The sequence below is a fragment of the Mycetocola sp. Y171 genome (assembly GCF_056713165.1).
Map to the genome: position 1 here is coordinate 301,422 of NZ_JBWYGX010000002.1, position 24,244 is coordinate 325,665.

Annotated in this window: 22 protein-coding genes; 9 read left to right on the top strand and 13 right to left on the bottom strand. The window is 67.8% G+C overall.

Annotation, left to right across the window (positions count from 1 at the left end):
* Positions 1-22: 22 nt before the first annotated feature.
* A complete protein-coding gene (gene dapD, locus AC1M2K_RS11050) occupies positions 23-1,000 on the bottom strand; it encodes a 2,3,4,5-tetrahydropyridine-2,6-dicarboxylate N-succinyltransferase (protein WP_480241021.1) in 978 nt (325 codons plus the stop codon).
* 75 nt (positions 1,001-1,075) lie between these two features.
* On the opposite strand from dapD, the gene dapE reads away from it, so the two are divergent.
* The 3 genes from dapE (at position 1,076) to AC1M2K_RS11065 (ending at position 3,664) form a co-directional block, all read left to right on the top strand.
* Complete coding sequence (gene dapE / locus AC1M2K_RS11055) at positions 1,076-2,179, top strand: succinyl-diaminopimelate desuccinylase (RefSeq protein WP_480241022.1); 1,104 nt, start codon at positions 1,076-1,078, stop codon at positions 2,177-2,179.
* Positions 2,172-3,395, top strand: coding sequence for a hypothetical protein (locus AC1M2K_RS11060; RefSeq protein WP_480241023.1), 1,224 nt, complete (start codon positions 2,172-2,174; stop codon positions 3,393-3,395). Before dapE ends, AC1M2K_RS11060 begins: the two co-directional genes overlap by 8 nt.
* Before the next feature lie 95 nt (positions 3,396-3,490).
* Positions 3,491-3,664 (top strand): DUF3117 domain-containing protein, encoded by a 174-nt coding sequence (locus AC1M2K_RS11065; RefSeq protein ID WP_090712530.1) that lies wholly within the window; start codon positions 3,491-3,493, stop codon positions 3,662-3,664.
* A 74-nt stretch (positions 3,665-3,738) separates the two neighbouring features.
* Here the strand turns inward: AC1M2K_RS11065 and AC1M2K_RS11070 are convergent, their stop codons facing one another.
* Positions 3,739-4,368, bottom strand: a complete 630-nt coding sequence (locus tag AC1M2K_RS11070; RefSeq protein WP_480237054.1) for an O-methyltransferase — start codon at positions 4,366-4,368, stop codon at positions 3,739-3,741.
* Between the two features lie 84 nt (positions 4,369-4,452).
* Here AC1M2K_RS11070 and AC1M2K_RS11075 point away from each other — a divergent pair, with 84 nt between their 5' ends.
* A complete protein-coding gene (locus AC1M2K_RS11075; protein ID WP_480237053.1) occupies positions 4,453-4,881 on the top strand; it encodes a twin-arginine translocase TatA/TatE family subunit in 429 nt (142 codons plus the stop codon).
* Between the two features lie 103 nt (positions 4,882-4,984).
* Here AC1M2K_RS11075 and AC1M2K_RS11080 read toward each other — a convergent pair whose 3' ends face one another.
* Genes AC1M2K_RS11080 through AC1M2K_RS11095 form a run of 4 tightly spaced genes read right to left on the bottom strand, consistent with a single transcriptional unit; the run spans position 4,985 to position 8,793 of the window.
* A complete protein-coding gene (locus AC1M2K_RS11080) occupies positions 4,985-5,848 on the bottom strand; it encodes a hypothetical protein (RefSeq protein WP_480241024.1) in 864 nt (287 codons plus the stop codon).
* A gap of 6 nt (positions 5,849-5,854) precedes the next feature.
* Positions 5,855-7,015 (bottom strand): P-loop NTPase, encoded by a 1,161-nt coding sequence (locus AC1M2K_RS11085; RefSeq protein WP_480241025.1) that lies wholly within the window; start codon positions 7,013-7,015, stop codon positions 5,855-5,857.
* The gene (locus AC1M2K_RS11090) at positions 7,002-7,454 is read right to left on the bottom strand and encodes a DUF1003 domain-containing protein (RefSeq protein WP_480237363.1); all 453 of its coding nucleotides are present in this window, start codon (positions 7,452-7,454) and stop codon (positions 7,002-7,004) included. Before AC1M2K_RS11090 ends, AC1M2K_RS11085 begins: the two co-directional genes overlap by 14 nt.
* 52 nt (positions 7,455-7,506) lie before the next feature.
* Positions 7,507-8,793 carry a magnesium transporter MgtE N-terminal domain-containing protein gene (locus AC1M2K_RS11095; protein WP_480237050.1) on the bottom strand — a complete coding sequence of 429 codons (1,287 nt, stop codon included), beginning with the start codon at positions 8,791-8,793 and terminating at the stop codon, positions 7,507-7,509.
* Positions 8,794-8,881: 88 nt separating this feature from the next.
* Between AC1M2K_RS11095 and AC1M2K_RS11100 the strand changes: the two genes are divergently transcribed.
* A complete protein-coding gene (locus AC1M2K_RS11100) occupies positions 8,882-9,385 on the top strand; it encodes a YflT domain-containing protein (RefSeq protein ID WP_480237049.1) in 504 nt (167 codons plus the stop codon).
* A 32-nt stretch (positions 9,386-9,417) separates the two neighbouring features.
* Here AC1M2K_RS11100 and AC1M2K_RS11105 read toward each other — a convergent pair whose 3' ends face one another.
* Together AC1M2K_RS11105 and AC1M2K_RS11110 are read right to left on the bottom strand one after the other, a co-directional pair.
* Complete coding sequence (locus AC1M2K_RS11105) at positions 9,418-10,893, bottom strand: aminopeptidase P family protein (protein WP_480241026.1); 1,476 nt, start codon at positions 10,891-10,893, stop codon at positions 9,418-9,420.
* Positions 10,894-10,930: 37 nt separating this feature from the next.
* Entirely contained in the window at positions 10,931-11,959 is a 1,029-nt protein-coding gene (locus AC1M2K_RS11110) for an endonuclease/exonuclease/phosphatase family protein (protein ID WP_480241027.1), read from the bottom strand.
* Between the two features lie 78 nt (positions 11,960-12,037).
* Between AC1M2K_RS11110 and AC1M2K_RS11115 the strand changes: the two genes are divergently transcribed.
* A complete protein-coding gene (locus AC1M2K_RS11115; RefSeq protein WP_480241028.1) occupies positions 12,038-12,907 on the top strand; it encodes a PHP domain-containing protein in 870 nt (289 codons plus the stop codon).
* A gap of 177 nt (positions 12,908-13,084) precedes the next feature.
* Here AC1M2K_RS11115 and AC1M2K_RS11120 read toward each other — a convergent pair whose 3' ends face one another.
* Positions 13,085-14,524, bottom strand: a complete 1,440-nt coding sequence (locus AC1M2K_RS11120) for a DEAD/DEAH box helicase (RefSeq protein ID WP_480241029.1) — start codon at positions 14,522-14,524, stop codon at positions 13,085-13,087.
* Positions 14,525-14,643: 119 nt separating this feature from the next.
* Here AC1M2K_RS11120 and AC1M2K_RS11125 point away from each other — a divergent pair, with 119 nt between their 5' ends.
* The gene (locus tag AC1M2K_RS11125) at positions 14,644-15,360 is read left to right on the top strand and encodes a ferritin-like fold-containing protein (protein ID WP_480237044.1); all 717 of its coding nucleotides are present in this window, start codon (positions 14,644-14,646) and stop codon (positions 15,358-15,360) included.
* Here AC1M2K_RS11125 and AC1M2K_RS11130 read toward each other — a convergent pair.
* The 3 genes from AC1M2K_RS11130 to AC1M2K_RS11140 all read right to left on the bottom strand — a co-directional run bounded on the left by AC1M2K_RS11130 (position 15,350) and on the right by AC1M2K_RS11140 (position 16,341).
* Complete coding sequence (locus AC1M2K_RS11130) at positions 15,350-15,751, bottom strand: type II toxin-antitoxin system VapC family toxin (protein WP_480241030.1); 402 nt, start codon at positions 15,749-15,751, stop codon at positions 15,350-15,352. The two genes, AC1M2K_RS11125 and AC1M2K_RS11130, sit on opposite strands and share 11 nt — an antisense overlap.
* Positions 15,752-15,819: 68 nt before the next feature.
* Positions 15,820-16,107: a hypothetical protein gene (locus AC1M2K_RS11135; protein ID WP_480237042.1), complete on the bottom strand. Its 288-nt coding sequence runs from the start codon at positions 16,105-16,107 to the stop codon at positions 15,820-15,822.
* Positions 16,108-16,116: 9 nt separating this feature from the next.
* A complete protein-coding gene (locus tag AC1M2K_RS11140; protein WP_480237041.1) occupies positions 16,117-16,341 on the bottom strand; it encodes a DUF3107 domain-containing protein in 225 nt (74 codons plus the stop codon).
* A 143-nt stretch (positions 16,342-16,484) separates the two neighbouring features.
* Between AC1M2K_RS11140 and AC1M2K_RS11145 the strand changes: the two genes are divergently transcribed.
* Positions 16,485-19,634 carry a PD-(D/E)XK nuclease family protein gene (locus AC1M2K_RS11145; protein ID WP_480241031.1) on the top strand — a complete coding sequence of 1,050 codons (3,150 nt, stop codon included), beginning with the start codon at positions 16,485-16,487 and terminating at the stop codon, positions 19,632-19,634.
* Positions 19,631-22,918: an ATP-dependent DNA helicase gene (locus tag AC1M2K_RS11150; protein ID WP_480241032.1), complete on the top strand. Its 3,288-nt coding sequence runs from the start codon at positions 19,631-19,633 to the stop codon at positions 22,916-22,918. Before AC1M2K_RS11145 ends, AC1M2K_RS11150 begins: the two co-directional genes overlap by 4 nt.
* Here AC1M2K_RS11150 and AC1M2K_RS11155 read toward each other — a convergent pair.
* The gene (locus AC1M2K_RS11155) at positions 22,822-24,195 is read right to left on the bottom strand and encodes a phosphotransferase (RefSeq protein WP_480241033.1); all 1,374 of its coding nucleotides are present in this window, start codon (positions 24,193-24,195) and stop codon (positions 22,822-22,824) included. The genes AC1M2K_RS11150 and AC1M2K_RS11155 overlap by 97 nt on opposite strands.
* Positions 24,196-24,244 lie beyond the last annotated feature (49 nt).

Consider the following 24,244-nt stretch of genomic DNA (forward strand, 5'->3'; position numbering starts at 1 on the left):
TGTGAAGAGGTCGGGAAACGGGTCAGGCGTGCAGGGCTTCGTTCAGCTGGATGCCGGCACCGGTGCGGGGGAGGACCTCGACGGCGCCGGTGACGGAGTTCCGCCGGAAGAGGATGTTCGGGACGCCTGACAACTCGACGGCCTTCACCGTCCGCGGGCTGCCGTCGTCGGCGGTGTGTCCGTCGAGGACGACGACCTTCGTTCCGGCGGTGACGTACAGGCCGGCTTCGACGACGCTGTCGTCGCCGATCGAGATGCCGATACCGGAGTTCGCACCGAGCAGCGCCCGGGCCCCGATGGAGACCCGCTGGGTGCCGCCGCCGGAGAGTGTGCCCATGATGGATGCCCCTCCGCCGATGTCTGAGCCGTCACCGACCACGACGCCCTGCGAGATGCGTCCCTCGACCATGGACGAGCCGAGGGTCCCGGCGTTGAAGTTGACGAAGCCCTCGTGCATGACGGTCGTACCCGGTGCCAGGTGGGCGCCGAGACGCACCCGGGAGGCGTCGGCGATGCGAACCTTGGCAGGCGTGACGTAGTCGAGCATCCGCGGGAACTTGTCGATGCCGGTCGCGTGGATGCCCTGGCGGGAGAGGGACGGGCGCAGTCGGTCGAAGTCATCCGGCGCGACGGGCCCGGCGTTCGTCCAGACCGCGATCGGGAGGTGACCGAAGATGCCGTCGAGGTTGATCGTGTTCGGCTGAACGAGGAGGTGGCTGAGCAGGTGCAGACGGAGGTAGGCATCCGCTGTGTCCTTCGGCTGTTCGCGGAGGTCGATCTCCACGGTGACGATGTCCACGCGGACGTTCCGGCGATCGTCTGGGATGGCCAGCGCTTCGATGTCAGCTGGGGCGATCCATCGCTCCCGGCCGGCCGGGAGCGTGCCGAGACGCGGCTCCGGGTACCACGTGTCGAGGACGGTTCCGCTCGCGCTCACCGTGGCGAGGCCGTAGCCCCACGCGTGTGTCGGGGCGGTTGCGGTCTCGGGTGCGGTCGTCATGCCTCAAGGCTAGCGAATCAGCCCCTGTCCGGCTGACGCCCTGCCGGGCGGTTCGACCGCCCGTAGACTGGGGCGATGCCGGATTCGACCGCCCCAGCCCTTGTCCTCGACCTCTCAGCCGGGTCGATCGACCTCACGCAGGCGATCTGCGACATCGAGTCGGTCTCCGGGAACGAAGCCCCTCTTGCGGATGCCATCGAGCGCGCGCTCGCGCCCCTCGCCCACCTGGAGGTCGTCCGTGAGGGCAACACCATCGTCGCGCGGACGGCACTCGGCCGGGACAAGCGGGTGATCATCGCCGGGCACATCGACACCGTGCCTCTCAACGACAACCTGCCCACCCGGTTCGAGACCAGCGACGGCAGGGAGTACCTGTGGGGCCGGGGAACGGTCGACATGAAGGGTGGTGTCGCCGTCCAGCTGAAGCTCGCCGCGGAGCTCACGGAGCCGGCACTCGACGTGACCTGGATGTGGTACGACAACGAAGAAGTCTCCAGCGACATCAACGGCCTTCGCCTGCTGGCCGAGCGCAGGCCTGACCTCTTCGTCGGTGACTTCGCCATTCTCGGCGAGCCGACCCGCGGCGACATCGAGGGCGGCTGCAACGGAACCCTCCGCGTCGATGTCACGACCACCGGCCTCCGTGCGCACTCCGCGCGCAGCTGGGTCGGTGAGAACGCCATCCACAAGGCTGCCCCGATCCTCGGCATCCTCGCCGCGTACGAGCCCCGGTCGATCGAGGTCGACGGGCTCGTCTACCGTGAGGGCCTCAACGCCGTGATCATCTCCGGAGGCGTCGCGGGCAACGTCATCCCCGACGACTGCACCGTACAGGTGAACTACCGGTTCGCTCCCGACCGCACCGCAGAGCAGGCAGCGGACGAGGTGCGCGAGATCTTCGCCGGATTCGACGTGACAGTGACGGATGCCGCCGACGGGGCCAGGCCGGGCCTCGACGCCCCGATCGCCCAGGAGTTCCTGGCCGCGGTCGGCGGACGCGCCATGCCCAAGTACGGCTGGACCGATGTGGCGCGGTTCTCGGCCCTCGGCATCCCGGCCGTCAACTTCGGCCCCGGTGATCCCCTCAAGGCGCACGCGGATGACGAGCGCGTCGCCATCGACGAGATCACCTCGGTCGAGACGGCGCTGCGCACCTGGCTGACCGGCGCGCGTGACTGAGGTCACCGGCAGGTCGATCGTCGACCTGTGGCGGCGTGTCCCGTGGTGGGGGCAGGCCCTGCTCGTCTTCGGAGCCGCGCGGATCGTGACGACAGGCATCCTTCTCGTCTTCGCCGCGGGGCAGCACGCGAACGCCTGGACCGGCGCGAGCCCCGGTTACGCCGACTTTGCATCGATGTGGGACGGCCGGTGGTACAACATCGTCGCCGAGGTCGGCTATCCGAGCGAGCTCCCGCTCACGGCGGATGGTCACGTCGCCGAGAACGCGTGGGCCTTCATGCCGGTGTACCCGGCGGTGGTTCGGCTCCTCATGGTGCTCACCGGCCTCCCGTGGGCGCCGGTCGCCGTGCTCGTCTCCGTCGCCTGCGGTTTCGTCTCGGCGGTCCTCGTCGCGAAGGTGTTCCGGCTCGTCCTCGACGCCGGAACGGCCATGTTCGCGGTCGTGCTCTATTCGGTGTCGCCGCTGTCGCCGATCCTCCAGGTGGCGTACGCCGAGTCGATGCACCTCATGCTCCTGGCCGGCGCCCTGTACCTGGTGATGCGCCACAGGTACTGGGCGGCGCTGCCGGTGATCGCGGTGATGTCGTTCACCCGGCCGAGCGGTCTCGCCTTCGCCCTGTTCCTCGCACTGCATGTCGGCCATCGGTGGTGGACGCGCCGCCGGGTGCCGTTCCCGCGCCGGGAAGTGGTCGCGGCATCCGTCACAGCGGTCACCAGCGGAATCTTCGGCCTGGGCTGGCTGCTCATCGCGTGGGCCGTGACCGGGTCGCTCACGGCATACACGGACACCGAACTGGCCTGGAGGTCGAGCTACATCGGCTACGCCCATCTTGTGCCGTTCACGCCGTGGATCCAGGGCCTGGACTGGTGGGCCGTCCACGGCCTCGGTCTTCCATCGGGCTTCTGGTGGGGCTTCTGCGGCGTCGTCCTGTTCGTGGCCGCGGCCGTCACCCTGTTGTTCTCGCCGCAGGCGAAACGCCTGGGCGTCGATCTCCGGTTGTGGGTGGCGAGCTACCTGCTCTACCTGCTTGCGGTGTTCTTCCCGCAGTCGAGCACGTTCCGTCTGCTCGTTCCGGTGTTCCCGGTGGCGGGCATTCTCGCCCAACCGCGGTCTGTCGTGTACCGCGTGTCGATGGTCGCGCTCTCTTTGGCCGGGCAGGTGGGCTGGGTTTTCATCGCCTGGCAGGTCGACGGATACGACTGGACGCCGCCGTGATCGTGCCCCCAGTTACGGGCATTGGGGCGATCGGATTTCGTCTGCCCGCCCTGCATAGCCGATAATAGAAGTCACAGCCACGAAAGGGGAGCCGAATGGCAGCGATGAAGCCGAGGACTGGGGATGGGCCAATGGAGGCCGTAAAGGAGGGTCGGCTGATCATCGTGCGGGTTCCGCTCGAAGGTGGCGGACGACTTGTCGTCTCTGTCAACGATGCAGAGGCCAAAGAACTTCACGATGCGCTGGCCGGGGTCGTTTCTCCCAGCTAGTCAGTCGAACAACAAAGACGCGGATGCCGGTGGTCACAAGACCACACGCATCCGCGTCTTTCGTCGTTTCGGGGCTAGTCGAGCTTGGTGATCTGCAGCAGCCCGTCTCCGACGGGGGAGAGGGCGCTGACGACAGCGCTCGACGAGGCGATCTCCTGGACGAGGGTCCTGAACGCGCTCGTCACGTCGTCGCGCTGCGCGGGGTCTGCGACCCGGCCACGCCACAGGGCGTGTGGCACGAGGACGGTGCCGCCGGTGCGGGCGAGACGCAGCCCGTGCTCGACGTTCTCGATCACCTGGGCAGGGTCGCCGTCGACGTAGACGAGGTCGTAGGAGTTCTCGTTCATCCTGGGGAGCACGTCGAGTGCCTTGCCTGTGATGAGTCGCACGCGATTCGAGGCGATGCGAGCGTCGGCGAATGCCTGGCGCGCGTAGCCGAGGTGCTCGACCTCCGAGTCGATCGACGTCAGTACCGAGCGGGTGGACGCGCGAAGCAGCCAGAGGCCGGAGACACCGGCACCTGTGCCGATCTCGACGATGTTGACGGCGCCGGTGGCAGCGGCGAGCACGGCGACCTGGGCTCCCATGGCGGGGGACAGCGGTTCTATGCCGAGCTCGAGGGACTGCGCCCGTGCCTTCGCGATCGCCTCAGATTCGGTGACGATGTAGTCGGCGTACTTCCAGTTCGAATCTTGTTCAGACACTTCTTCGCTCCCGATGGTGGTTGGCACAACAGTACCGGCGCACGGCGCGCCGAATTGTGAGGCGCGGCGCGATAGTCTGAACTCGTGTTCTTTGGCCTCACGTTCGAGAAGCTGCTCATCATCGCAGTGATCGCCGTCTTCCTGCTCGGACCCGAGCGGCTGCCCGGCTATGCCGCGAAGTTCGCGCAACTCATCCGGACGCTGCGGGACATGGCCCGTGGTGCCAAGGATCGCATGCGCGACGAGATGGGCCCCGAGTTCGACGACGTCGACTGGCAGAAGCTCGATCCGCGGCAATACGACCCGCGCCGGATCATCCGTGAGGCCCTCCTCGACGACGACGACGCCCCTGACCCTGCACCGGTGATCAAGCCGCCGGCTCCTGCCGCGGCCGCCGCCACCCCCGCCGTCAGCACACCGACGATCGTGTCGGCTGCTGCGGTCGACAGGGGTCGTCGCATGGCGGCAGGCGAGGCCGTCGAGCCGCCGCCGTTCGATCCCGAATCGACGTAACCGTTCGGCCCTGCACTCAGGGAACGCGCCGAGACTGCAGTAGTGGCGCTCTGACGGACCGTTTTCGGGCCACTAGTGCACTCTCGACCAGCTCCGTTGCATCTCAGGCCATGCCGCAGTGCTCACGGACGAAGTCGAGCAGTGCCTCGCGGATGTCCTCTGACGGGGTCAGGCGGTAGTCGCCCGTCGTGCCATCCGACAGCGTGACCGAGATCACGAGGACCGTACCGATCTTGTCCTCGGCGATCGCGTGCGGGTCGCAGCGCGCAGGGACGATTCGCAGTGGCACGGTGACCGGTGCGGATGCCGCGTCGACCGCCAGCGTGACCGGCCAGCCGTCCGCATCGCCCGCGGCATCCTGGGCGGGCCGGAGCAGAGGGGTGGAACCGATCCCGGCGATCTTGACGCTGCCGTCCGCGCCGGTCGGGGCCAGGCTGAGGGGCAGGACGGCAACGGATGCCGCGCCGACCCCTTCCACGACGGGCGGGCCGACGGAGATCCGGGCGACCCGATCCACGAGCGTGGTGATGCAGCCGGTGGCGTGGAGCCGTTCGAGGGTGCCGAGCGGATCCGTCGCCTCCACGGCGACCGTGGCTCGCCGGTCTCCGGCTCCGGTGGTCAGCTCGACCCGGGGTGACCCTGACGCTTCGGTGCAGTCCTGCTCGGGCACGGAGGCCCGCAGGTCGACCGTCGTCCCCGCCCGCACCGTCGTTCCCCTGTCCCAGGTGGCCGGCTCTGCGAAACCCGGGGCGTCCAGGCTCGCCCTGCTCACGACGAGTTCCTCGGCGGACTCGTTGACGATCCGGATCACGAGGGTCCCGCTCGCGTAGTCGGTGCGGCCCTGGAGAACGTCGACGGTGACGCCGTCTGGCAGCCCGGCAGGAGCGGGAACGGCGCAACCGGCCAGAGCCGGGAGCGCGACGGCGCATGCGGCCACCAGGAGGGGCGTCGTCCACCACCGGCGCATGGTCTGCTACACCGGCGCCAGGCCGAGCCGGCGCCCGGCAAGGCCGCGACCGTTCGACATCAGCCGGTCGGCGACGGACCTGATCGCGACACTGGCGGGGTCACCGGGCGCTCCGAGCACGACGGGGATCCCCGAGTCGCCTCCGGCTCTGAGCGGCACACTCAGCGGAACGGAGGCCAGCAGGGGTACGGGTCCCGCGTCATCGGTACTCAGCCGTCTGGCCACCTCCGAGCCTCCGCCCTCGCCGAACAGCGACAGGATGGTGCCGTCCTGTTGGGCCAGGCCGGCCATGTTCTCGACGACGCCGATCACTCGCTGACCGGTCTGCCTCGCGACGATGCCGCTTCGTTCGGCGACATCCGCCGCCGCGGGTTGCGGCGTGGTGACGACGATCACGTCGGCGTGGGGGAGCGTCTGGCCGATCGAGATGGCTACATCGCCGGTACCCGGGGGCAGGTCGAGCAGGAGCACGTCGAGGTCGCCGAAGTACACGTCGGTGAGGAACTGGGTGATCGTGCGGTGCAGCATGGGTCCACGCCAGGCAACGGCTGAGCCGGCGCCGGGCTCGACGAACATGCCGATGGAGATCACTTTCACCCCGTAGGCGATGGGCGGCATGATGAGGTCGCCGACCTGCGTTGGGCGGGTGATCGCACCTGCCGCGGCCGCGGCATCCGTCAGACCGAGCAGGCCGGGGATCGAGAAACCGTGCACGTCGGCGTCGACGATGCCGACGGTCAGCCCCCTGGATGCCAGCTCGACGGCGAGGTTGGCGGTGAGGGTGGACTTGCCGACCCCGCCCTTGCCGCTCGTGACGGCGATGACCCTGGTGAGCGAGTCGGGGCCGAAGGGCATGACCCTGGCCGCCTTCGAACCACGCAGGCGATCGGTCAGAGCGCGGCGTTCGTCAGGGGTCATTACGCCGACGGTGATCGTCGTCCCGGTGACGCCCGGCACACCTGCGACCGCTGTGGTGACATCCCGTTCGATGGCGGTGGCGGCGGGGCAGCCGACGATGGTGAGGGAGATGGCGACGGATGCCGCGCCGGCGTCATCGACGGACACGCCGGCGACCATGCCCAGCTCCGTGATCGGTTTGCGGATCTCGGGGTCGATCACCCGACCGAGTGCTGCGGTGATGCGGGCTTCGAGGTCAGCGTTGGACATCGTCCCTGTCCTTGTCGAGCTCCTCCAGCAGCCCGCGAAGCTCCTGGCGGATGAAGTCCTTCGAGGCCATATCCTTCATGGCCAGGCGCAGGGCGACGACCTCACGCGCGAGGTATTCCGTGTCGTTGAGGTTGCGCTCAGAGCGCTGGCGGTCCTGTTCGATCTGCACCCGGTCACGGTCGTCCTGGCGGTTCTGCGCGAGGAGGATGAGCGGTGCGGCGTACGACGCCTGCAGGGACAGGATGAGGGTCAGCGCCGTGAACCCGAGGGCGGCGGAGTCGAACCGGAAGTTCTCGGGGCCCCACGTGTTGTACGCGATCCAGGCCAGGCAGAAGATGGTGAGGCCGGCGAGGAAGGTCGGGGTACCCATCTTTCTGGCGACCCACTCGGTGAAGCGGCCGAACCGGTCGCTCGACTCCCGGTTGCGGCCGGGGATCATCGACGTGCGAAGGCCCTTCGGGGCGTCGAGGCGAACCTCATTCCTGCGGATCTTAGGCACGGGCTGCCCTCCTTCCCTGTGGTCTGTGCGTCGTTACGGGGTCGTCATCATTCTGACTTCGCCAGTCTTCCGGCAACAGGTAGTCGAGGACATCATCAATCGTCACCACCCCGACGAGTCGATGGGTGTCGTCGACGACCGGAACCGAGACAAGGTCGTAGCTGGCGAGGATCCTCGACACCTCGGCGGCCGACGCCTTGGCGGTGACCGGGTCCAGGCTCTGGTCCATGATCGTGCCGAGCCGTTCGTGCGGCGGGTAGCGGAGCATCCGCTGGAAGTGGACGATCCCGAGGTACCGACCGGTGGGCGGTTCGTACGGGGGCAGGGTGATGCACACGGCGGCGCCCAGCGCGGGCGGCAGCTCGGGGCGGCGGATGAGCGCCAGGGCCTCGGCGACCGTCGAGTCGGCCGAGAGGATCACGGGTTCCGTCGTCATCAGACCGCCGGCCGTGTCAGGGGCGAACGCCAGCAACATCCTGACGTCTTCTGCTTCCTCGGGCTCCATCAGCTGGAGCAGGTGCTCGCCGCGCTCGGCGGGAAGCTGCGCGATGAGGTCTGCGGCGTCGTCAGGCTGCATCTGGTCGAGCACGTCTGCGGCACGGTCGTCGTCAAGCTGGGTGAGGATGTGGACCTGGTCCGACTCCGGCATCTCTTCGAGAGCGTCGGCGAGACGGTCGTCGGGGAGTTCCTCCGCGACCTCGATCATGCGGTCCTGCGGAAGGTCGAGGAGGGTGTTGGCGAGGTCGGCAGGCTTCAGATCGGAGTACGTCGCGATGAGCTGCTCGGCGGACTGTGCTTCGCTGCCTGTCTGCTTTTCCCGAATCTCACGCCAGGTGGCGAACGCCGTCGTCCCCTTGGCGAACGGTGAAGAGGACACTTTGGGTCGGCGAACGAAGTACTGGCTGACCGCCCATGCCCCAGGGCCGACCTCTTCGATGGCGAGGTCTTCGATGGTCGCCTCGCCTGAACCGTCGACGAAGACGACCTTGCGTCCGAGGAGTTCCGCGATCACGCGGACTTCACCGCCGCGCTGTTCGAACCGGCGCACGTTGATGAGACCGGTCGTGATGATCTGGCCGGACGCGATCGAGGTCACGCGGCCGATCGATACGAAGACCCGTCGTTTTCCGGGGATCTCGACGATGAGGCCGACGACGCGGGGCGGATCGTTTTTTCGGTAGACAACCAGGACGTCGCGCACTTTGCCCACGCGGTCGCCCGCGGGGTCGAAAACGGTGCACCCGGCCAGACGGGCGACGAAAACTCTGGTGCCACTCACCCCTCTAACTTAGTGCGCGAAGCCGGGAGCGGGGGCACGGATGCCGCGGTCTGCGGCGGATTGCCGGGCTGGGTGGGAGAATGGGGCAGTGAGCAATCAACAGCAGCGCCGCGGCATGTCCCGCGCCCCCCTCGACACCGTCATTCCCCGCGGCGAGACCGTCGCCAGCTTTGAGACGTACAGCGAAGCGCAGCGAGCCGTCGATCTCCTCGCCCAGGCCGACTTCCCAGTCAAGAAGGTCTCGATCGTCGGCGACGGCCTGAAGAGCGTCGAGCGCGTCACCGGCAAACTGAGCTACGGCCGCGCGGCAGGCGCCGGCGCCCTGAGCGGTGCCTGGCTCGGTCTCTTCTTCGGGCTTCTGCTCGTGATCATCAACCCGGCGTCCGACCTCGTCTTCGTCGGGGCAGCGGTGCTCATCGGTGCCGCGTTCGGAATGATGTTCACCATCGTGTCCTACGCGGTGAACCGCAGGCGCCGCGACTTCACCTCCGTCATGCAGGTCATCGCGACGAGTTACACGGTCACCGTCGCACCCGACCTCGCCAACCGCGCGAAGAACGTGCTCAACGGAGCGGGGCAGCAGCCGCTCTGACGCGGCGACTGCCCCGATAACTGTCGCGTTTCCTAGAGGGCAGCGGCGGAGCCGATGACCGAAGGAGAAAGGCGCGCGATCCAGGCCTCGACCTCGTCGGCCGTGCGCGGGATGCCCGCTGACAGGTTCTCGGCGCCGGTGGCGGTGACGAGGATGTCGTCCTCGATCCGGACGCCGATCCCGCGGAACTCCTCAGGAACGGTGAGGTCGTCCGGCTGGAAGTAGAGCCCGGGCTCGATGGTGAAAACCATGCCGGCCTTCACCTCACCGTCGTGGTACATCTCCCGGCGGGCGGCGGCGCAGTCGTGGACGTCGATCCCGAGGTGATGGCTCGTTCCATGCACCATGTATCGGCGGTGGAACTGGTTCTCCGGCTCGAGGGATTCCTCGGCACTCACCGGCAGGAGTCCCCACGCGGCGGTGTGCTTCGCGATGACATTCATGGCTTCGGCGTGGACGTCGCGGAAGACGATGCCGGGGCGCACGATCGCGAACGCGGCGTCTGCGGCTTCCCTGACGGCCTCGTAGACGGCGCGCTGGACATCCGAGAACCGGCCGTTCGCCGGAAGCGTCCTCGTGATGTCTGCCGTGTACAGGCTGTCGACTTCGACGCCTGCGTCGAGCAGCATGAGGTCGCCGGGGGAGACGGGGCCGTCGTTGCGGGTCCAGTGCAGGATGCACGCGTGCGGGCCGGATGCGGCGATGGTGTCGTACCCGACCGCGTTCCCGTCGAGCCGTGCGCGGGTGTAGAAGACGCCCTCGACGGCGCGTTCACCGCGTTCGTGGGCGGTGATCCGCGGGAAGTCCGAGATGACGTCGTCGAAGCCGCGCGCGGTGGCGTCGACCGCGAGCCGCATCTGTGCGATCTCGTAGTCGTCCTTGACCAGGCGCAGTTCGGACAGGAACGTGGTCAGTTCGTCGTCCTCTTCGAGCGTGACGTCGGCATCCGTCGTCGTGAAGGTGTCGATGTGCGCGGTGGCCAGGCCGAGGTCGGCGGCGACCTGAGTGAGGGAGGGCCGGGCGCCGATCCAGAATTCGCCGATGGCAGGGTTCGCGTAGAACTCGTTCGACGTGCGGTCGGCGCGCTCACGGAAGTACAGCGTCGCGTCGTGGCTGTCGCCGTTCGGCTCGAAGACGAGGACCGAGTCGGGTTCGGCGTCGGAGGCCCAGCCGGTCAGGTGCGAGAACGCGGAGTGGGCGCGGTAGGGGTAGTCGGTGTCGTTCGAGCGCGGTTTCAGCGATCCCGCCGGGATGACGAGGCGCTTGCCAGTGAAGGCGGCGGACACGCGGGCGCGCCGGCCGGCGGTGTAGCCGGCCTGTTCACGCGGAGCGGGGAGCTCGTCGACGCGATCGGCCCACTTGGAGCCGATGAAGTCCTGGAACTGGGTCGACGCCGGTGTTGTCGACCGGTTCGAGGTGCCGCGCGGTTCTTCGCTCGTGGTCTCGTCGCTGGCCGGCACGACGCCAGGGGTCGAAGTCGTGGTTGTTGTGTCGCTGGGGGTCTGCATGCTCCCATTGTTCCACCGATGGCCATCGGGTGGGGGGTCAGCCGCCGGTGCCCGCCCGGGTCAATTGGACGATCACGGGCCGGTGGTCGCTTCCTGTGCCGTCGAACTCGGTGGCGACGCGCATCCCCGTCACGGTCCAGTCGGGCGTGGCCATGACGTGGTCGATCGGGGCTCCGGTGAGCGCTGGGATGCGGGTGGGCCAGGTTCCGACCGCACCGTTGTTCGAGGCCCGCCCGGCGTCGACACACGCACCGAGCGCGGCATCGGGGGCGCTGCCCAGTCCGGCCATGTTGTCGAGGGTGGCGTTGAAGTCGCCCGCCATGATGATGTTCTCGCCCTGGCACTGTTCGGCCAACCAGGACAGGTCGTCGCGCCAGTTGTCCATCTGCCCGGTGATCGGGGCCACGGCGTGGGCTGCGACGAATGTGGGGCCGTCGCCGTCGACGGGTTCGACGATGATCGTGGGAAGAACGGTGGTGTTGTCGTCCCGTTCCTCGTTGCTCGTGATCTTCATGTAATCGCCGAGGTCGGGGCTGATCAGGACGGTTGTGGACCGCGCAGGCGAGATCTGGTCGAACCATTCGGTGTGCACCCACATCGGGCGGCCGGCGGCACGCATGGTCTCGGCGATCTCGATTCCGGTTTCCTGTGTGGTCTCGGGCAGGGAGATCACATCGGCGCCTGACTCGACGGCGAGGTCGGCAACGGCCGTCGCGCCGGGGGCGTCGCCAAGAGTGTTCCAGCTGAGCACGGTAATGGCGTCCGGGGTCTCCTCGGCGAAGTCGGTGTTCCCGAGTCCTCTCGACACATTGATGGCGGCGTTGCCGACCGCGAAGACGAAAAGCAGGACGACGATCGTACCCGCGAACGCACGGAGCGGACGGAGCAGCGCGAGGAGGGCGAACGCGACGGCGGCGAGGAGCGCCGCGACGATGGCCAAAGAACGCATCGAGGTGATCTGGGCGATGATCCACGTCGTCTGCAGCCCGAAGAATTGCGGCCAGGAGATGACGAGCAGACCGACCGCGACCGCGACGGTGGCGATGGCGCCGAGAAATCTGAGCATGGTCCAGCCACACTATCGACCCAGGACTGGGAGAAGCCCGGAAACGGCTCCGCGCCGCGCGCGCCATACACTGTGAGAATGACCGCCGTTCCCCTCTTCACCGGGCCAGCGGACCTCCATACTCACTCGCGGGTGTCAGACGGCACCGAATCTCCTTCGCGAGTGGTCCGGCAGGCCGCCGAAGCAGGGCTCGGTGTCGTGGCACTGACCGACCATGACTCGACAGCCGGTTGGCATGAAGCATCCGTCGCATCCCGCGACGTGGGCATCACACTCATTCCCGGAATGGAATTCAGTACCCGCTTCGGATACAAGAGCGTGCACCTCCTCGCGTACCTGTTCGATCCTGCCGACGGGGACCTGAACACCGAGACGGCCAGGATCCGCGAGTCACGTCTGCGCCGGGCCGAGTCGATCGTGCAGAAGATCGCAGCCGACTACGCGCTGAGCTGGGACGACGTTGTCGCCCAGACGACACCGGGTGCCACCGTGGGACGGCCCCACATCGCTGACGCGCTCGTCGCCCGCGGACATGTGCCCACCCGCAGTGAGGCGTTCGCCGGCATCCTGCACCCGAGAACCGGGTACTACCTGCCGCACTACGCGCCCGACCCGCTCAAGGCGGTCCGGTTGGTGCGAGCGGCGGGCGGCGTGCCGGTGATCGCGCACCCGGCCACGCGCGGCCGAGACGCGATGATCGATGAGAAGCACCTTGGCGAACTCGTCGCCGCCGGCCTGTTCGGTCTGGAGATCGATCACCGCGAGAACACCGACGACGGCAAGAAGCGACTCCGCGAGCTCGCCGATACGTTCGGTCTCGTGCTCACCGGATCGAGCGACTATCACGGGGCCGGGAAACCCAACCGGCTGGGGGAGAACACGACTCCGGATGCCGTGGTGCAGGCGATCATCGACGCGGCGACGGGGTCGACGCCAGTTTATCCGTAGCTCCGCTGTGCCGCGGGAGGCCAGGTGTTTCCTCCTGATGAGCAGCGTTTGACCTGCCCTTGAGGCCGGTCCTGAACGCGCCATAACTCGACATTCCGAAAACACCTGGGCTCCCGCAATGGGACGAGGCCCGTCCGACAGATGTCGGGACGGACCTCGTTCGGTGCTCGGGGAGGATTACTCCGGGCGGTTGGTGCGGCGACGCGTGCGGCTGCGACGGCGCGGTGCGCTGTTGCCGTCGTGGTGCTCAGGGCCCTGTCCGTCGTGCGTTCCGGCGGCGACTACCGTGGCGTCCTCCTGCGAAGCATCCGTTGCCGGTGCCGTCCGTGTGCGGGTGCGACCGCGACCGGAGTCGCGTGCGCCGTCGCGCGGCGGCCGCGAGCTGTCACGGGGCGGCCCCGTGCGTTTCTCGGTCGGAGCACCTGAGGCGGCGGACGGCTTGAGCCTGCCCTTGGTGCCCTCAGGGATGTCGAGGTCGGTGAACAGGTGAGGGCTCGAGGAGTAGGTCTCGGTCGGCTCGGGCTGACCGAAGTCGAGCGCCTTGTTGATGAGCGCCCACTTGTGCAGGTCGTCCCAGTCGACGAAGGTCACGGCGATGCCGGTCTTGCCTGCGCGGCCGGTTCGGCCGACGCGGTGGAGGTAGGTTTTCTCGTCCTCGGGGATCGTGTGGTTGATCACGTGGGTGACGTCGTTGACGTCGATTCCGCGTGCCGCGACATCCGTGGCGATGAGGACGTCCTTCTTGCCTGCCTTGAACGCGGCCATGGCGCGCTCGCGCTGCTCCTGGCCGAGGTCACCGTGAACGGCGGCGGCGTTGAAGCCGCGGTCGTTCAGTTCCTCGACGAGCTTCGCTGCCGCCCGCTTGGTGCGGGTGAAGATGACGGTCTTGCCGCGGCCGTTGGACTGCAGGATGCGGGCGATGACCTCGTCCTTGTCCATGTTGTGCGCACGGTAGACGAGGTGCTTGATGTTCGCCTGGGTGAGGCCCTCGTCAGGGTCAGACGCACGGATGTGGATCGGCTTCGACATGAAACGACGCGCGAGCGCGACGATCGGGCCGGGCATGGTCGCCGAGAACAGCATGGTGTGCCGATCCTGGGGGGTCTTCGAGAACAGCTTCTCGATGTCGGCCAGGAAGCCGAGGTCGAGCATCTTGTCTGCCTCGTCGAGCACCATCTCGCGCACGTTCGACAGGTCGAGCAGGCGCTGGTTGTTGAGGTCGATGAGGCGGCCGGGGGTGCCGACGACGACCTGCGCACCGGCCTTCAGCTGCTCGATCTGGCCCTCATAGGCCTTGCCGCCGTAGATCGAGACGATCTTCGTGGGGCGGTTGCCGGCGGCGAGCTCGATGTCTTCGGTGACCTGGACGCAGAGTTCACGGGTCGGGACGACGATGAGGGCGACGACGCCGGGCGCCGGGTCCTTGCCGATGCGCTGGAGGAGGGGGAGTCCGAAACCGAAGGTCTTGCCTGTTCCTGTCTTGGCCTGGCCAATGATGTCCTGGCCGTCAAGCGCGAGGGGGATGGTCTGTTCCTGAATGGGGAAGGGTTCGAGGATGCCCTTGGCTGCGAGGGCGTCTGCCATGTCCTGGTCGACGCCGAGATCGGTAAAAGTCACGTGTTGGTTGCCTGTCAATGCATATAAGCGGTCTACGCCCTGCATATTCACCGAGGCGTAGTATCCCGATCCAGTGCCGGGAACAGAGCCCAGCCTACCGGAGCATCTACACTGGAGCCGTGGTTTCATGGTTTAGCGCGTCCCGGTCCCGAGCATCGGTCCCGCGCCTGCGCTCCCGGGCGAGCACGATCGAGGCCACCAAGGTCGATTTCGCAGAGCTCGCGCCAGACACGTCGAGTTACCTCGGACAGGTCGCGTACCTCCAGCTCGGCTTCTTCCAGTCGATATCGAACATCAGCGCCACCTCGAGCAATCTCGACGCCACGCAGACCCTCTCGGCCGCTGCCGGCTTCGCGCTGGCCAAGCACCAGGGCCTCGTCGCGGAGATCCGCCGTCGCGGTGAAGACCCCACGGAGGTCATGGCTCCTTTCGTCGACAGGGTCGACCGGTTCCTCGCGCTGACCCGCGGAGCATCCGTCAACGAGAGCCTGCTCAGCCTCTACATCACGCAGGGTTTCCTGGACGACTTCTTCATCCGGCTGTCGGACGGCCTGCCCCCGGACATCGGCGCCCGCTACGCCAGCCTGCTCGGCGCCGATTCAGGATCTGCCGGGATCGTCGGCCTGCTGATGGATGCCATCGCCGTCGACGCGAAGAGGGCCCACTTCTTCGCCATGTGCGGTCGGCGCCTCGTCGGCGACACGCTGCTCCTGGCGCACTCGGCGCTGAACCTCGAGGGGCACAGCAAGAGCGACGAGGAGCGGATCGAACCGGTGTTCACCGAGCTGATCGCCACCCACACCCGCCGGATGGATGCCCTCGGGCTCACGGCCTGACGAGAGCGTCTATCGACTCGGTCCTGACGATTCCCTCGACGTTCCGCGCCAGGTCGGCATCGAGCGTCACCAGGGCATCGGCCTGCAACTGGGTGAGGGCGACGTACTCGGCGGCGTAGGTCGACGCCGAGCCCAGGCGGTCGGCCACCTTCCACGCCTGGCGGCGGAGGACGGCGTCGCCGAGGAGCCGGATCGGCATACGTCCGATCCGGGCGAGCCGGTCGCGGGCGAGATCGTCCTCGAGTTCGCCGCGGGCGACGGCCTCATGCAGCGCCGAAAGCGTCTGGGAGCGGATCAGCGTCGGGGCGAGCAAGTCGTGAGACGGCGACACGTCCAGCTCAGCGGTCACCAGGTGGATGAGTGCACCGGCGTCGACGACGAACCTGGTCATGGCTACCTCCGCGTGGGTTTCCACAACGATAGGCGGTCAGCGTGACGGCTGACCAGAGGTTCAGGCGTTCAGCCGCCGAGCGCGACGAGCCGGTTCTGGTCTGCGACCTTGCGCGCGCGACCGAGGAACAGGTCGACGACCGCGGCGACGATCGTCGCAACGACGAGGGTGACCGCCCAGATCCAGCCGCCATCCCATGCCCAGCCGAGCCAGGTGAGACCGACCCAGACGATCGCCGCGACGATTCCGCCGATGGCAGGCGTCAGGGCGATCCCGTGGGTGCCCCGCCACGGCAGTGCGTAGTGAACGCCGATCCCGGCCGCGATGCCGAACAGGATGATGAAGAGCAGTTCCACGGACAGGTCCTAGCCGACGAAACCGATGCGGCGGGTCTCTTCGCTGCCGACCTCGACATAGGCGAGACCTGCGGTGGGGACGATGTACAGGCGACCCTTGTCATCGGTGAGGGTGAAGTAGCTCTTGTCAGAACCGAGCGCGTCTGAGATCGTCTTTTCGATCTCGGTGGCGGTCTGTGCCGACTCGAAGCTGAGCTCGCGCCCGCTGTTGGTAATACCGATACGGATCTCCACGTAAAGCACCTTTCCATGCGTTACCGCCCACATTACGGCAGTTGCCCTGCCCTCCTCGACCGGCGGGACTCGCCGAGAGCGAACACCGCCGTCCCCGGCGTGCGAGACACGTCGTGTCGGTGGCCCGCGATAACTTTGCTGTCGTGACCATCCGGGGATTCAACGCTCAGCGCCGCGCGACGGCAGCTTCCCCGCTGGTCGTCCCGGATCCCTCCCAGCAGGCGGTCATCGACCTCGCGGACGGCGTCAGCGCCTCCATTGCCGGAGCCCCAGGCACCGGCAAGACGTCGACCGTCGTCGAACTCGTCGCCGATCGCATCGTGTTCCGCGACTACGAACCGCACGAGGTTCTCGTGCTCGCACCGAACCGGCGTGCCGCTGCCGCTCTGCGCGACCGGCTCGCCCTCCGCGTGGCAGTGCCGACGACGGGGCCGCTGGCCCGCACACTCAGCTCGGTGGCCTTCCAGATCGTCGGTGCCCGCGCGTCTCTCGAGGGACGTGACGCACCACGTCTGCTCACCGGCGCCGAACAGGACACGGTGATCTCCGAGCTGCTCGCCTGGCACGAGGCCGACGGCACAGGGCCGGAGTGGCCGGAGCCGCTCGTCCCCGAGGTGCGCCGGCTGAAGGGGTTCCGGACCGAGCTCCGCGAACTGATGATGCGCACCGTCGAAGCGGGCCTCCGACCCGAGTCGCTGGCCAGGCTCGGCCGCGACCACGGGCGTCCCGAGTGGATCGCCGCAGCCCGATTCATCTCAGAGTATGAGCAGGTCGTCGACAGCTTCGGCGCCGACCACCTCGACTCCGCAGAACTCGTCGCGCAGGCCACCACCGAACTGAACAGGGGGTTCGGTCTGGAGGGGCTCCGGCTCGTCGTCGTCGACGACTTCCAGGAACAGGGACCGTCGGCGATCGCCCTGTTGCGAGCGCTCGCCGGGCGCGGAGTCGCGGTCGTGGCGTTCGGCGACCCGGATGTCACATCGAGCACGTTCCGCGGGTCGGACCCGGCGGCGCTGGCCGGTCTCGGCGCAGCACTGGGGCGCCCCATCGAACGGCTGACGCTCGACACGGCGTACCGCCACGGCGACGGCATCCGCACCCTCGTGCGCGAGATCACCACGAGGGTGGGCGCGGCAGGCGCCGTGGCACATCGTGCGGCCGAGGGCGCTCCCGCGCCAGAGTTCCCGATCGACGTGCCCCAGCCGGTCGTCCGGATCGAGGCGGCATCGACCGCTGCCGAGCACCAGCGCATCGCACGCGTGCTCCGCGAACACCACCTGTTCGGCGGCATCCCCTGGTCCCGTCTCGCCGTCATCGTGCGGTCGGGCGCCACGATCCCTGTGCTGGCCAGGGCTCTGGCCCTCGTCGAGGTCCCGACGTCCACCCCTTCGGGCGGCCGGACGATCCGCGCCGAGTACGCCTCCGCGCAGCTCATCACAGCCGTGGCGTTCGCGATCGGCAGGCTCGAACCGACAGCAGAGCTCGTCACCTCGATGCTGAGCGGTCCGCTCTGCGGGCTCGACGGAATCTCGCTGCGGCGGGTGAGACGTGCCCTCCGCCATGAAGAACTCGCCGGAGACGGCAACCGCTCGGGTGATGACCTCCTCCTCGACGCGGTCGAGCAGCCAGGGCGATTCGCCACCATCGACTCTGCAGCAGCACGCGCAGCCGGTCGGTTCGCGCAGACGCTCGCCGACGCACGCTCGGCAGCAGACTCCGGCGCGAGCATCGAGGAACTTCTCTGGCTGTTCTGGGAGAAGAGCGGCCTGGCGGGGGCGTGGTCCGCGCAGGCGCTCGGCTCAGGACTGGCCGCAGACGAAGCAAACCGGCACCTCGACAGCGTGATGGCGCTCTTCACAGCGGCGAAGCGCTTCGTCGAACGACACCCAGAGGAACCAGCAGGCCGTTTCATCGACGAGGTTCTCGCTTCGGAGGTTCCCGAAGACTCCCTGACGCCCCAGTCTGCGGCGGCGGCCGTGTTCATCGGCACCCCGAGCGCCGTCGTCGGCAGCGAATTCGACGTCGTCGTCGTCGCTGGTCTTCAGGACGGCGCCTGGCCAAACCCGCAACTGCGCGGGTCACTGTTGTATCCGCACCAGCTCAGTCAGTTGGCTGCTGGCCTCCCCATCGCCGACCTGGACGCCCGCGCTGAGGTCCTCTCGGATGAATTGCGGATGTTCGCGCTGGCCGTCTCCCGCGCCCGGCTCCAGGTCGTGCTCACCGCGACGGTGAATGACGACGAGCAGCCGTCTGCGTTCCTGCGTTTCCCGGCCATCCGCGCGGTGGAGCCCCTGTCCGGCAGCGAAGCACAGCATCCGTTGTCTTTACGCGGGATGGTCGGAGCATTGCGCCGTCGGCTGGTCACGACCGGAGATCCCCACGCGGCGACCGCGCTCGCGAGGCTGGCGGCCGAAGACGTCCCCGGTGCTCACCCTGATGACTGGTACGGGCTCCTCGATTCGACGACGACGGCACCTCTCGTGGATCTCAGCCAGGAGGATGCCCTCGTCTCCGTGTCGCCGTCCAAGCTCGAGACCTTCGAGAAGTCGGGTCTGGCGTGGTTCATCGATACGATGGCGGCCGCCCCTTCCGGGCTCGCCGCGGGAATCGGAACCGTCGTCCACGCCGCCATGGAACAGGCGGGAAGGATCCCGGCGGCCGAGCTCACGGACGACGACATCAGCGTCGAACGACTCTGGCAGCACATCGACGAGCACTGGTCCGAGCTGTACTTCGAGGCCCCATGGCTCGCCGAGCGGCAGCGCAGGCTCACCCACCGCCTCGTCGAGGGCCTGTCCGAATACCTGCGCGACTTCCGCCGTGCGGGCAGCGAGACGATCAGCGCGGAGGGGACCTTCTCGGTGACTCTCGGCCAGGTGAAACTCTCCGGCACCATCGACCGCGTGGAAAGGCTTCCAGGTGGTGAGGTGGTCATCGTCGATCTGAAGACGGGCAAGACCGCGCCGACGAAATCGAAGGTCGCCGAGAACCCGCAGCTCGGCGGCTACCAGCTCGCGCTGGCCGCAGGAGCCATCGACGGGACGAGCCCTGAGGACACGTCCGGCGGTGCCACGCTGCTCTACGTCTCAGGCGGGCCAGCCGGCAAGAACTACCGCGTGCTCACGCAACAGCCGATGAGTGCCGAGGAGCGCGCTGCGTTCACCGGACGGGTGGTGACTGCCGGGCACGGCATGGCAGCGGCGGAATTCACCGGCAACCCGAACCTCGACGAGCGCGACCCGAAAGCAGGCTCCATGTATCGCATCCACCTCGTCGCGGCGGTGAGCGCATGACCCCGCAGACCGGTGCACCGCGAATCTCGGCGCGGGAGATCGCGGCCAGACTCGGGCTCCCCGAGCCGACAGCCGAACAGGTCGCCGTGATCGAAGCCGACCTGGAACCGGCCCTGGTCGTGGCAGGTGCAGGCAGCGGCAAGACCGAGACGATGGCGAACCGCATCGTCTGGCTCCTCGCCAACCACAAGGTCCGGGTGCCAGAGATCCTCGGACTCACGTTCACCCGCAAGGCCGCCGGTGAACTGGCCGAACGGGTGCGGGTACGCATCGGCCAGCTCCAGGACCTCCAACGCGCCGAGAACCCGGAATCCGAGGTCGACGTTCTCGAGGCCCCGACCATCGCCACGTACAACTCCTTCGCCAGCGGGCTGTTCCGCGAGTACGCCCGCCTGATCGGCAGGGAACCCGATGCGACGGTCATCACCGAGGCGTCCGCGTGGCGACTGGCCAGGCGCATCGTCGTCGACAGCGGCGACGAGCGCCTCGTGGGGCTCGACAAGAGCGTCGACCAGGTCACTGCAGCCGTGGTTTCACTCAGCCATGCGCTCAGCGATAACGACGTGGCAGGCCGGACCGATGAGATCCGCTCATTCGCCGAAGCGTTCCACGAGCTCGAAACCCTGCCCCTGCACGACGGCTCATCGCGCAAGGTCACTCCTTTCGCCTCCGTGTCGGCCGCGGTCGCCGACGTGGATTCGCTTGCGCTGATCGTCGACCTCGCCGAACGGTTTGCCGCCGAGAAGCAACGGCTCGGCTTCGTGGAGTTCAGCGACCAGGTCGCGCTCGCCCTCGAGATCTGCCGGCGCGTGCCGCGAGTGGTCGATGAGTACCGGGCCCGGTTCCGCGTCGTCATCCTCGACGAATACCAGGACACGTCCGTGGTCCAGACCGATCTCCTGGCCCGGTTGTTCTCCGGACATCCGGTCATGGCGGTCGGCGACCCGAACCAGTCGATCTACGGCTGGCGGGGAGCGAGTGCGGCCAACCTCGCACGGTTCTCCGACGACTTCGCGACGACGGGAACGGCAGCGGCATTCGCGCTCTCGACGAGTTGGCGCAACTCGGGTCGCGTGCTCGACGCTGCGAACGCGATCGTCGCACCTCTTCCTCCCACACCGCGGGTCCCGGTGCGGCAGCTGTCCAGCCCACCGCACGCGGGTGCCGGCGACATCACCGTCGTCTTCGCCGAGACGGTGGTCGACGAAGCGGATGCCGTGGCCCGCTGGCTCGCCGCGGAACTTGGCCGGCCGTCGGGCAGGGGAGGGCAGCGCACCGCGGCCATGCTCTGCCGTTCGCTGAAGAAGGTCGACGTCTTCACTGAGGCACTGCGTCGCAACAACGTGCCGTTCCACATCCTCGGTGTCGCCGGTCTGCTCGAGCAGCCGGTCGTCGTCGACCTCGTCTGCGCCCTCCGCGTCCTGCACGACCCGACCGCAGGTTCGGAGCTGGTCCGGCTCCTCACCGGCGCACGCTGGCGGATCGGGCCGAAAGACATCAAGGCGCTGAGCGGGCTCGCCAGGTGGCTCGCAGACCGTGATCTGGCCCAGCAGCCGATCGCGGAAGACATCCGCGAGCGGATCGCGGCATCCGCGGCGAACGACGACGGCAAATCCATCGTCGACGCCATCGACTTCCTCCAGACTGCCCCCGCGAATCACAGTGCGCTGCGCGAATTCAGCGCAGAGGGCATCCGCCGGATGCGGCTCGTGGCCCGCCAGCTCAATGCCCTCCGTCGCCGCTCGGGTCTCGACCTCTACGACCTCGTCAACCTCGTGGTGCAAGAACTCCAGCTCGACATCGAGGTAGCGGCCAACGAGCAGAACCCGCTCGGCCAGGCCAGCCTCGACGCATTCTCGGAGCAGATCTCGTCGTACCTCGCCATCGATGACGGGGGAACTCTCGGCCCTTTCCTGTCCTGGCTGGCGGAGGCCGAGCGACGAGAGAACCTCAGTCCGAGGGGCGAGGATCCGGAGCCGGGGACCGTCCAGATCCTCACCATCCATGGGTCCAAGGGACTCGAATGGGACAGCGTCGTCGTTCCGAGAATGGTCCAGGACGAATTGCCCGGCACGCTCCGCAGCAAGCGGGGCTGGACGGCCTTCGGTGAACTGCCGTACGAGTTCCGCGGCGACCGCGGCGAATTGCCCGCTCTGGACTGGCGGGGAGCCGGCACTCAGGCCGATTTCGACGCGGCATACGGGGCGTTCGGCGAGGGACTCGAGGCGCGGAACGCGGGCGAGCAGCGTCGTCTTGCGTACGTCGCCGTGACCAGGGCCAGGGACGCCCTCCTCGCCAGCGGATCGTTCTGGTCCACCCAGGCGAGGCCCCGCGGGCCGGGCCGGTTCCTCCGTGAAATCGTCGCTGCCGTCCCATCGAGCTGCGACGGACTTCCCGACGAATCAGAATTCGAGGAGAATCCGCTCGCTGACGAACAGAACGCCGTCGTGTGGCCGCTCGACCCGCTCGGCGCCAGAACGGGAGCCGTGCACGCCGCCGCAACAGCGGTGCGATCAGCCGATCCCGATCTCCGCACCATCTGGTCGAACGACATCGCCCTCCTCCTCGCCGAGCGGGAAGCCCGCCAGCAGTCCGACGAGTACGTCGACCTGCCCGATCGAGTCCCCGCTTCCCGGTTCAAGGACTTCGTGACGGATGCCGCTGCCCTCGCCACACGCATGCGGCGTCCGCTCCCTGAACGCCCGTACCGGCAGACCAGGCTCGGCACGCTGTTCCACAGCTGGGTCGAGCAGCGGGCCGGGGTCGCCGGCGGCCAGGAATCGCTGGATTCCACCCTGCTCGAGCAGGACATCGACCAGGCGCCCGGAACCCTGCTGCCACTCGAGCAGAGGGAGATCGACGAACTCAGAGTCCTGCAGCGCACCTTCGAGGCGTCCGAGTGGGCGGATCTCCGCCCGGTCGAGGTGGAGAGGGAGATCAACTTCGTTCTCGGGGAACAGATCATCATCTGCAAACTCGATGCCGTGTACGAGCGGGACGGACGGTTCCAGATCGTGGACTGGAAGACGGGCAAAGCCCCGAAGACAGCCGCTGAGCTCGACGAACGGCAGTACCAGCTCGCGCTCTACCGTCTCGCTTTCGCGCAGTGGAAGAGGGTCTCACCCGAGATCATCGACGCCGTGTTCTATTACGTGACCGATGACCTCGTGATCCGGCCGGAGTGGCTCTACTCCGCCGAAGACCTCGGTCGCCGCTGGACCAGGGGAGTGATCTCGCCGGACTCCGCCGCTTCGAGCGCGGAGAAGTCCAACTCGGCCGTGTAGCCGGCATCGCCGCGGTGGTCGTCTGTGCGCCGTTCGCCGCTGTCGTCCGATGAGCGGTCGTCCGACGAGGAGACGATCTCGATCGGACCGGTCTCGACAGCATCCGGGTCGAAAGCGTCGGAGAAGACCAGAGGAGCATCGTCGGGTTCCGCGGCGTTCTCATCCGCGGTTCGCGCCTGGCCGGCGGGAACCGACGTCTTCTCGGTACCGATCCGTTCGGCGTCCTGACCGAAGACGGCCTCGAGCTCTGAGCGGTCGTAACTGTCGGTCTCCATGCCGATCCCTGACGAACCGGGCGTGCCAGAAGCCTGCGGCGTGCGGGTGAGCATGTCCTCGACATCCGACACGGCCATGATCGGTCCGGTCTGTGGCGACAGCGGATGCATGAGGTCGCCGAGGACGTGGTCTACGAGGCCGTCGAGGAGGCTGACGGCGTCATCGACGATGCTCTTGTCTCTCGCGTCGACTCCGTGGAGCAGCCAGCGGGCCAACTCGAGCTCGGCGTGCAGCATGGAGCGTTGAACGAGCAGACGATCCGGGTTTCGAGACGATGCGGAGCGGTAGGCGGTCAGCACACTTTCCGCCGCCTCGCCCGCGCCGCTCAGCCAGTGCAGATCCCTGGCCGGGTCGCCGACGCGGAGCGCGTTCCAGCCGAGAACGGCCGTGACGATCGGTCCGACATCATGATCGGTGATCACGAACGACTCCGCGCCCAGGGACCCGTGGATCACCGCGGGCTGGAACTGCCAGAGGCTGTCGTCAGCGGCGGCATCCGTCCATCGTTTGCGTACGGCGGTGGGGAGCAATCGGGTAGACGCGGCGCGTTCGATGACGCTTCGCGCCTCGTTGCGACACTCGGCGGCGGTGAGATGGGGGAGCCCGACCTCCGCGACGAACGAGCCGGGGAGGGCGTGAATGGCGGCGATCGCCGCACCGATCGAGCTGGCGACGCCGTCGCCTGCGGGAATTCCGGCGGCTTCGACGGTGTAACCGGGAAGGTAGTCGTACACGACGGCACGGGTGCCTTGCGTCGACACCTGCCCGACGACGGCAGGGACATCGAAGGGAAGCCGACTGCGGATGCCCGCGGTCATCGCCTGCAGCGCAATGAGTTCGACGGACTGCTCGCTCGCCGCTCGCTCATTCGCGGGAACCCGGATGACCAATTCGCGGTCATCGCTCGTGCGCAACAGCGCCGAGTCGAAATCGCCAGTCGATCCGTGCCCGAACGGGCCTGCGCCGACGATCTGCAGGTCCGCGACAGCTGAGGTTGCCAACGCGGCTAGAGTTAGATGCGATCTGGCCATGGCATCTAGGTTAGGTCGC

Bases quoted from the DNA above. Each gene is read 5' to 3' on its own strand.
- AC1M2K_RS11085 (WP_480241025.1), bottom strand. From the start codon at position 7,015: ATGTCCAACGCTGACCTCGAAGCCCGCATCACCGCAGCACTCGGTCGG.
- AC1M2K_RS11105 (WP_480241026.1), bottom strand. From the start codon at position 10,893: ATGCAGACCCCCAGCGACACAACAACCACGACTTCGACCCCTGGCGTC.
- AC1M2K_RS11110 (WP_480241027.1), bottom strand. From the start codon at position 11,959: ATGCTCAGATTTCTCGGCGCCATCGCCACCGTCGCGGTCGCGGTCGGT.
- AC1M2K_RS11090 (WP_480237363.1), bottom strand. From the start codon at position 7,454: ATGATCCCCGGCCGCAACCGGGAGTCGAGCGACCGGTTCGGCCGCTTC.
- AC1M2K_RS11130 (WP_480241030.1), bottom strand. From the start codon at position 15,751: ATGACCAGGTTCGTCGTCGACGCCGGTGCACTCATCCACCTGGTGACC.
- AC1M2K_RS11115 (WP_480241028.1), top strand. From the start codon at position 12,038: ATGACCGCCGTTCCCCTCTTCACCGGGCCAGCGGACCTCCATACTCAC.
- dapD (WP_480241021.1), bottom strand. From the start codon at position 1,000: ATGACGACCGCACCCGAGACCGCAACCGCCCCGACACACGCGTGGGGC.
- AC1M2K_RS11150 (WP_480241032.1), top strand. From the start codon at position 19,631: ATGACCCCGCAGACCGGTGCACCGCGAATCTCGGCGCGGGAGATCGCG.
- AC1M2K_RS11065 (WP_090712530.1), top strand. From the start codon at position 3,491: ATGGCAGCGATGAAGCCGAGGACTGGGGATGGGCCAATGGAGGCCGTA.
- AC1M2K_RS11080 (WP_480241024.1), bottom strand. From the start codon at position 5,848: ATGCGCCGGTGGTGGACGACGCCCCTCCTGGTGGCCGCATGCGCCGTC.
- dapE (WP_480241022.1), top strand. From the start codon at position 1,076: ATGCCGGATTCGACCGCCCCAGCCCTTGTCCTCGACCTCTCAGCCGGG.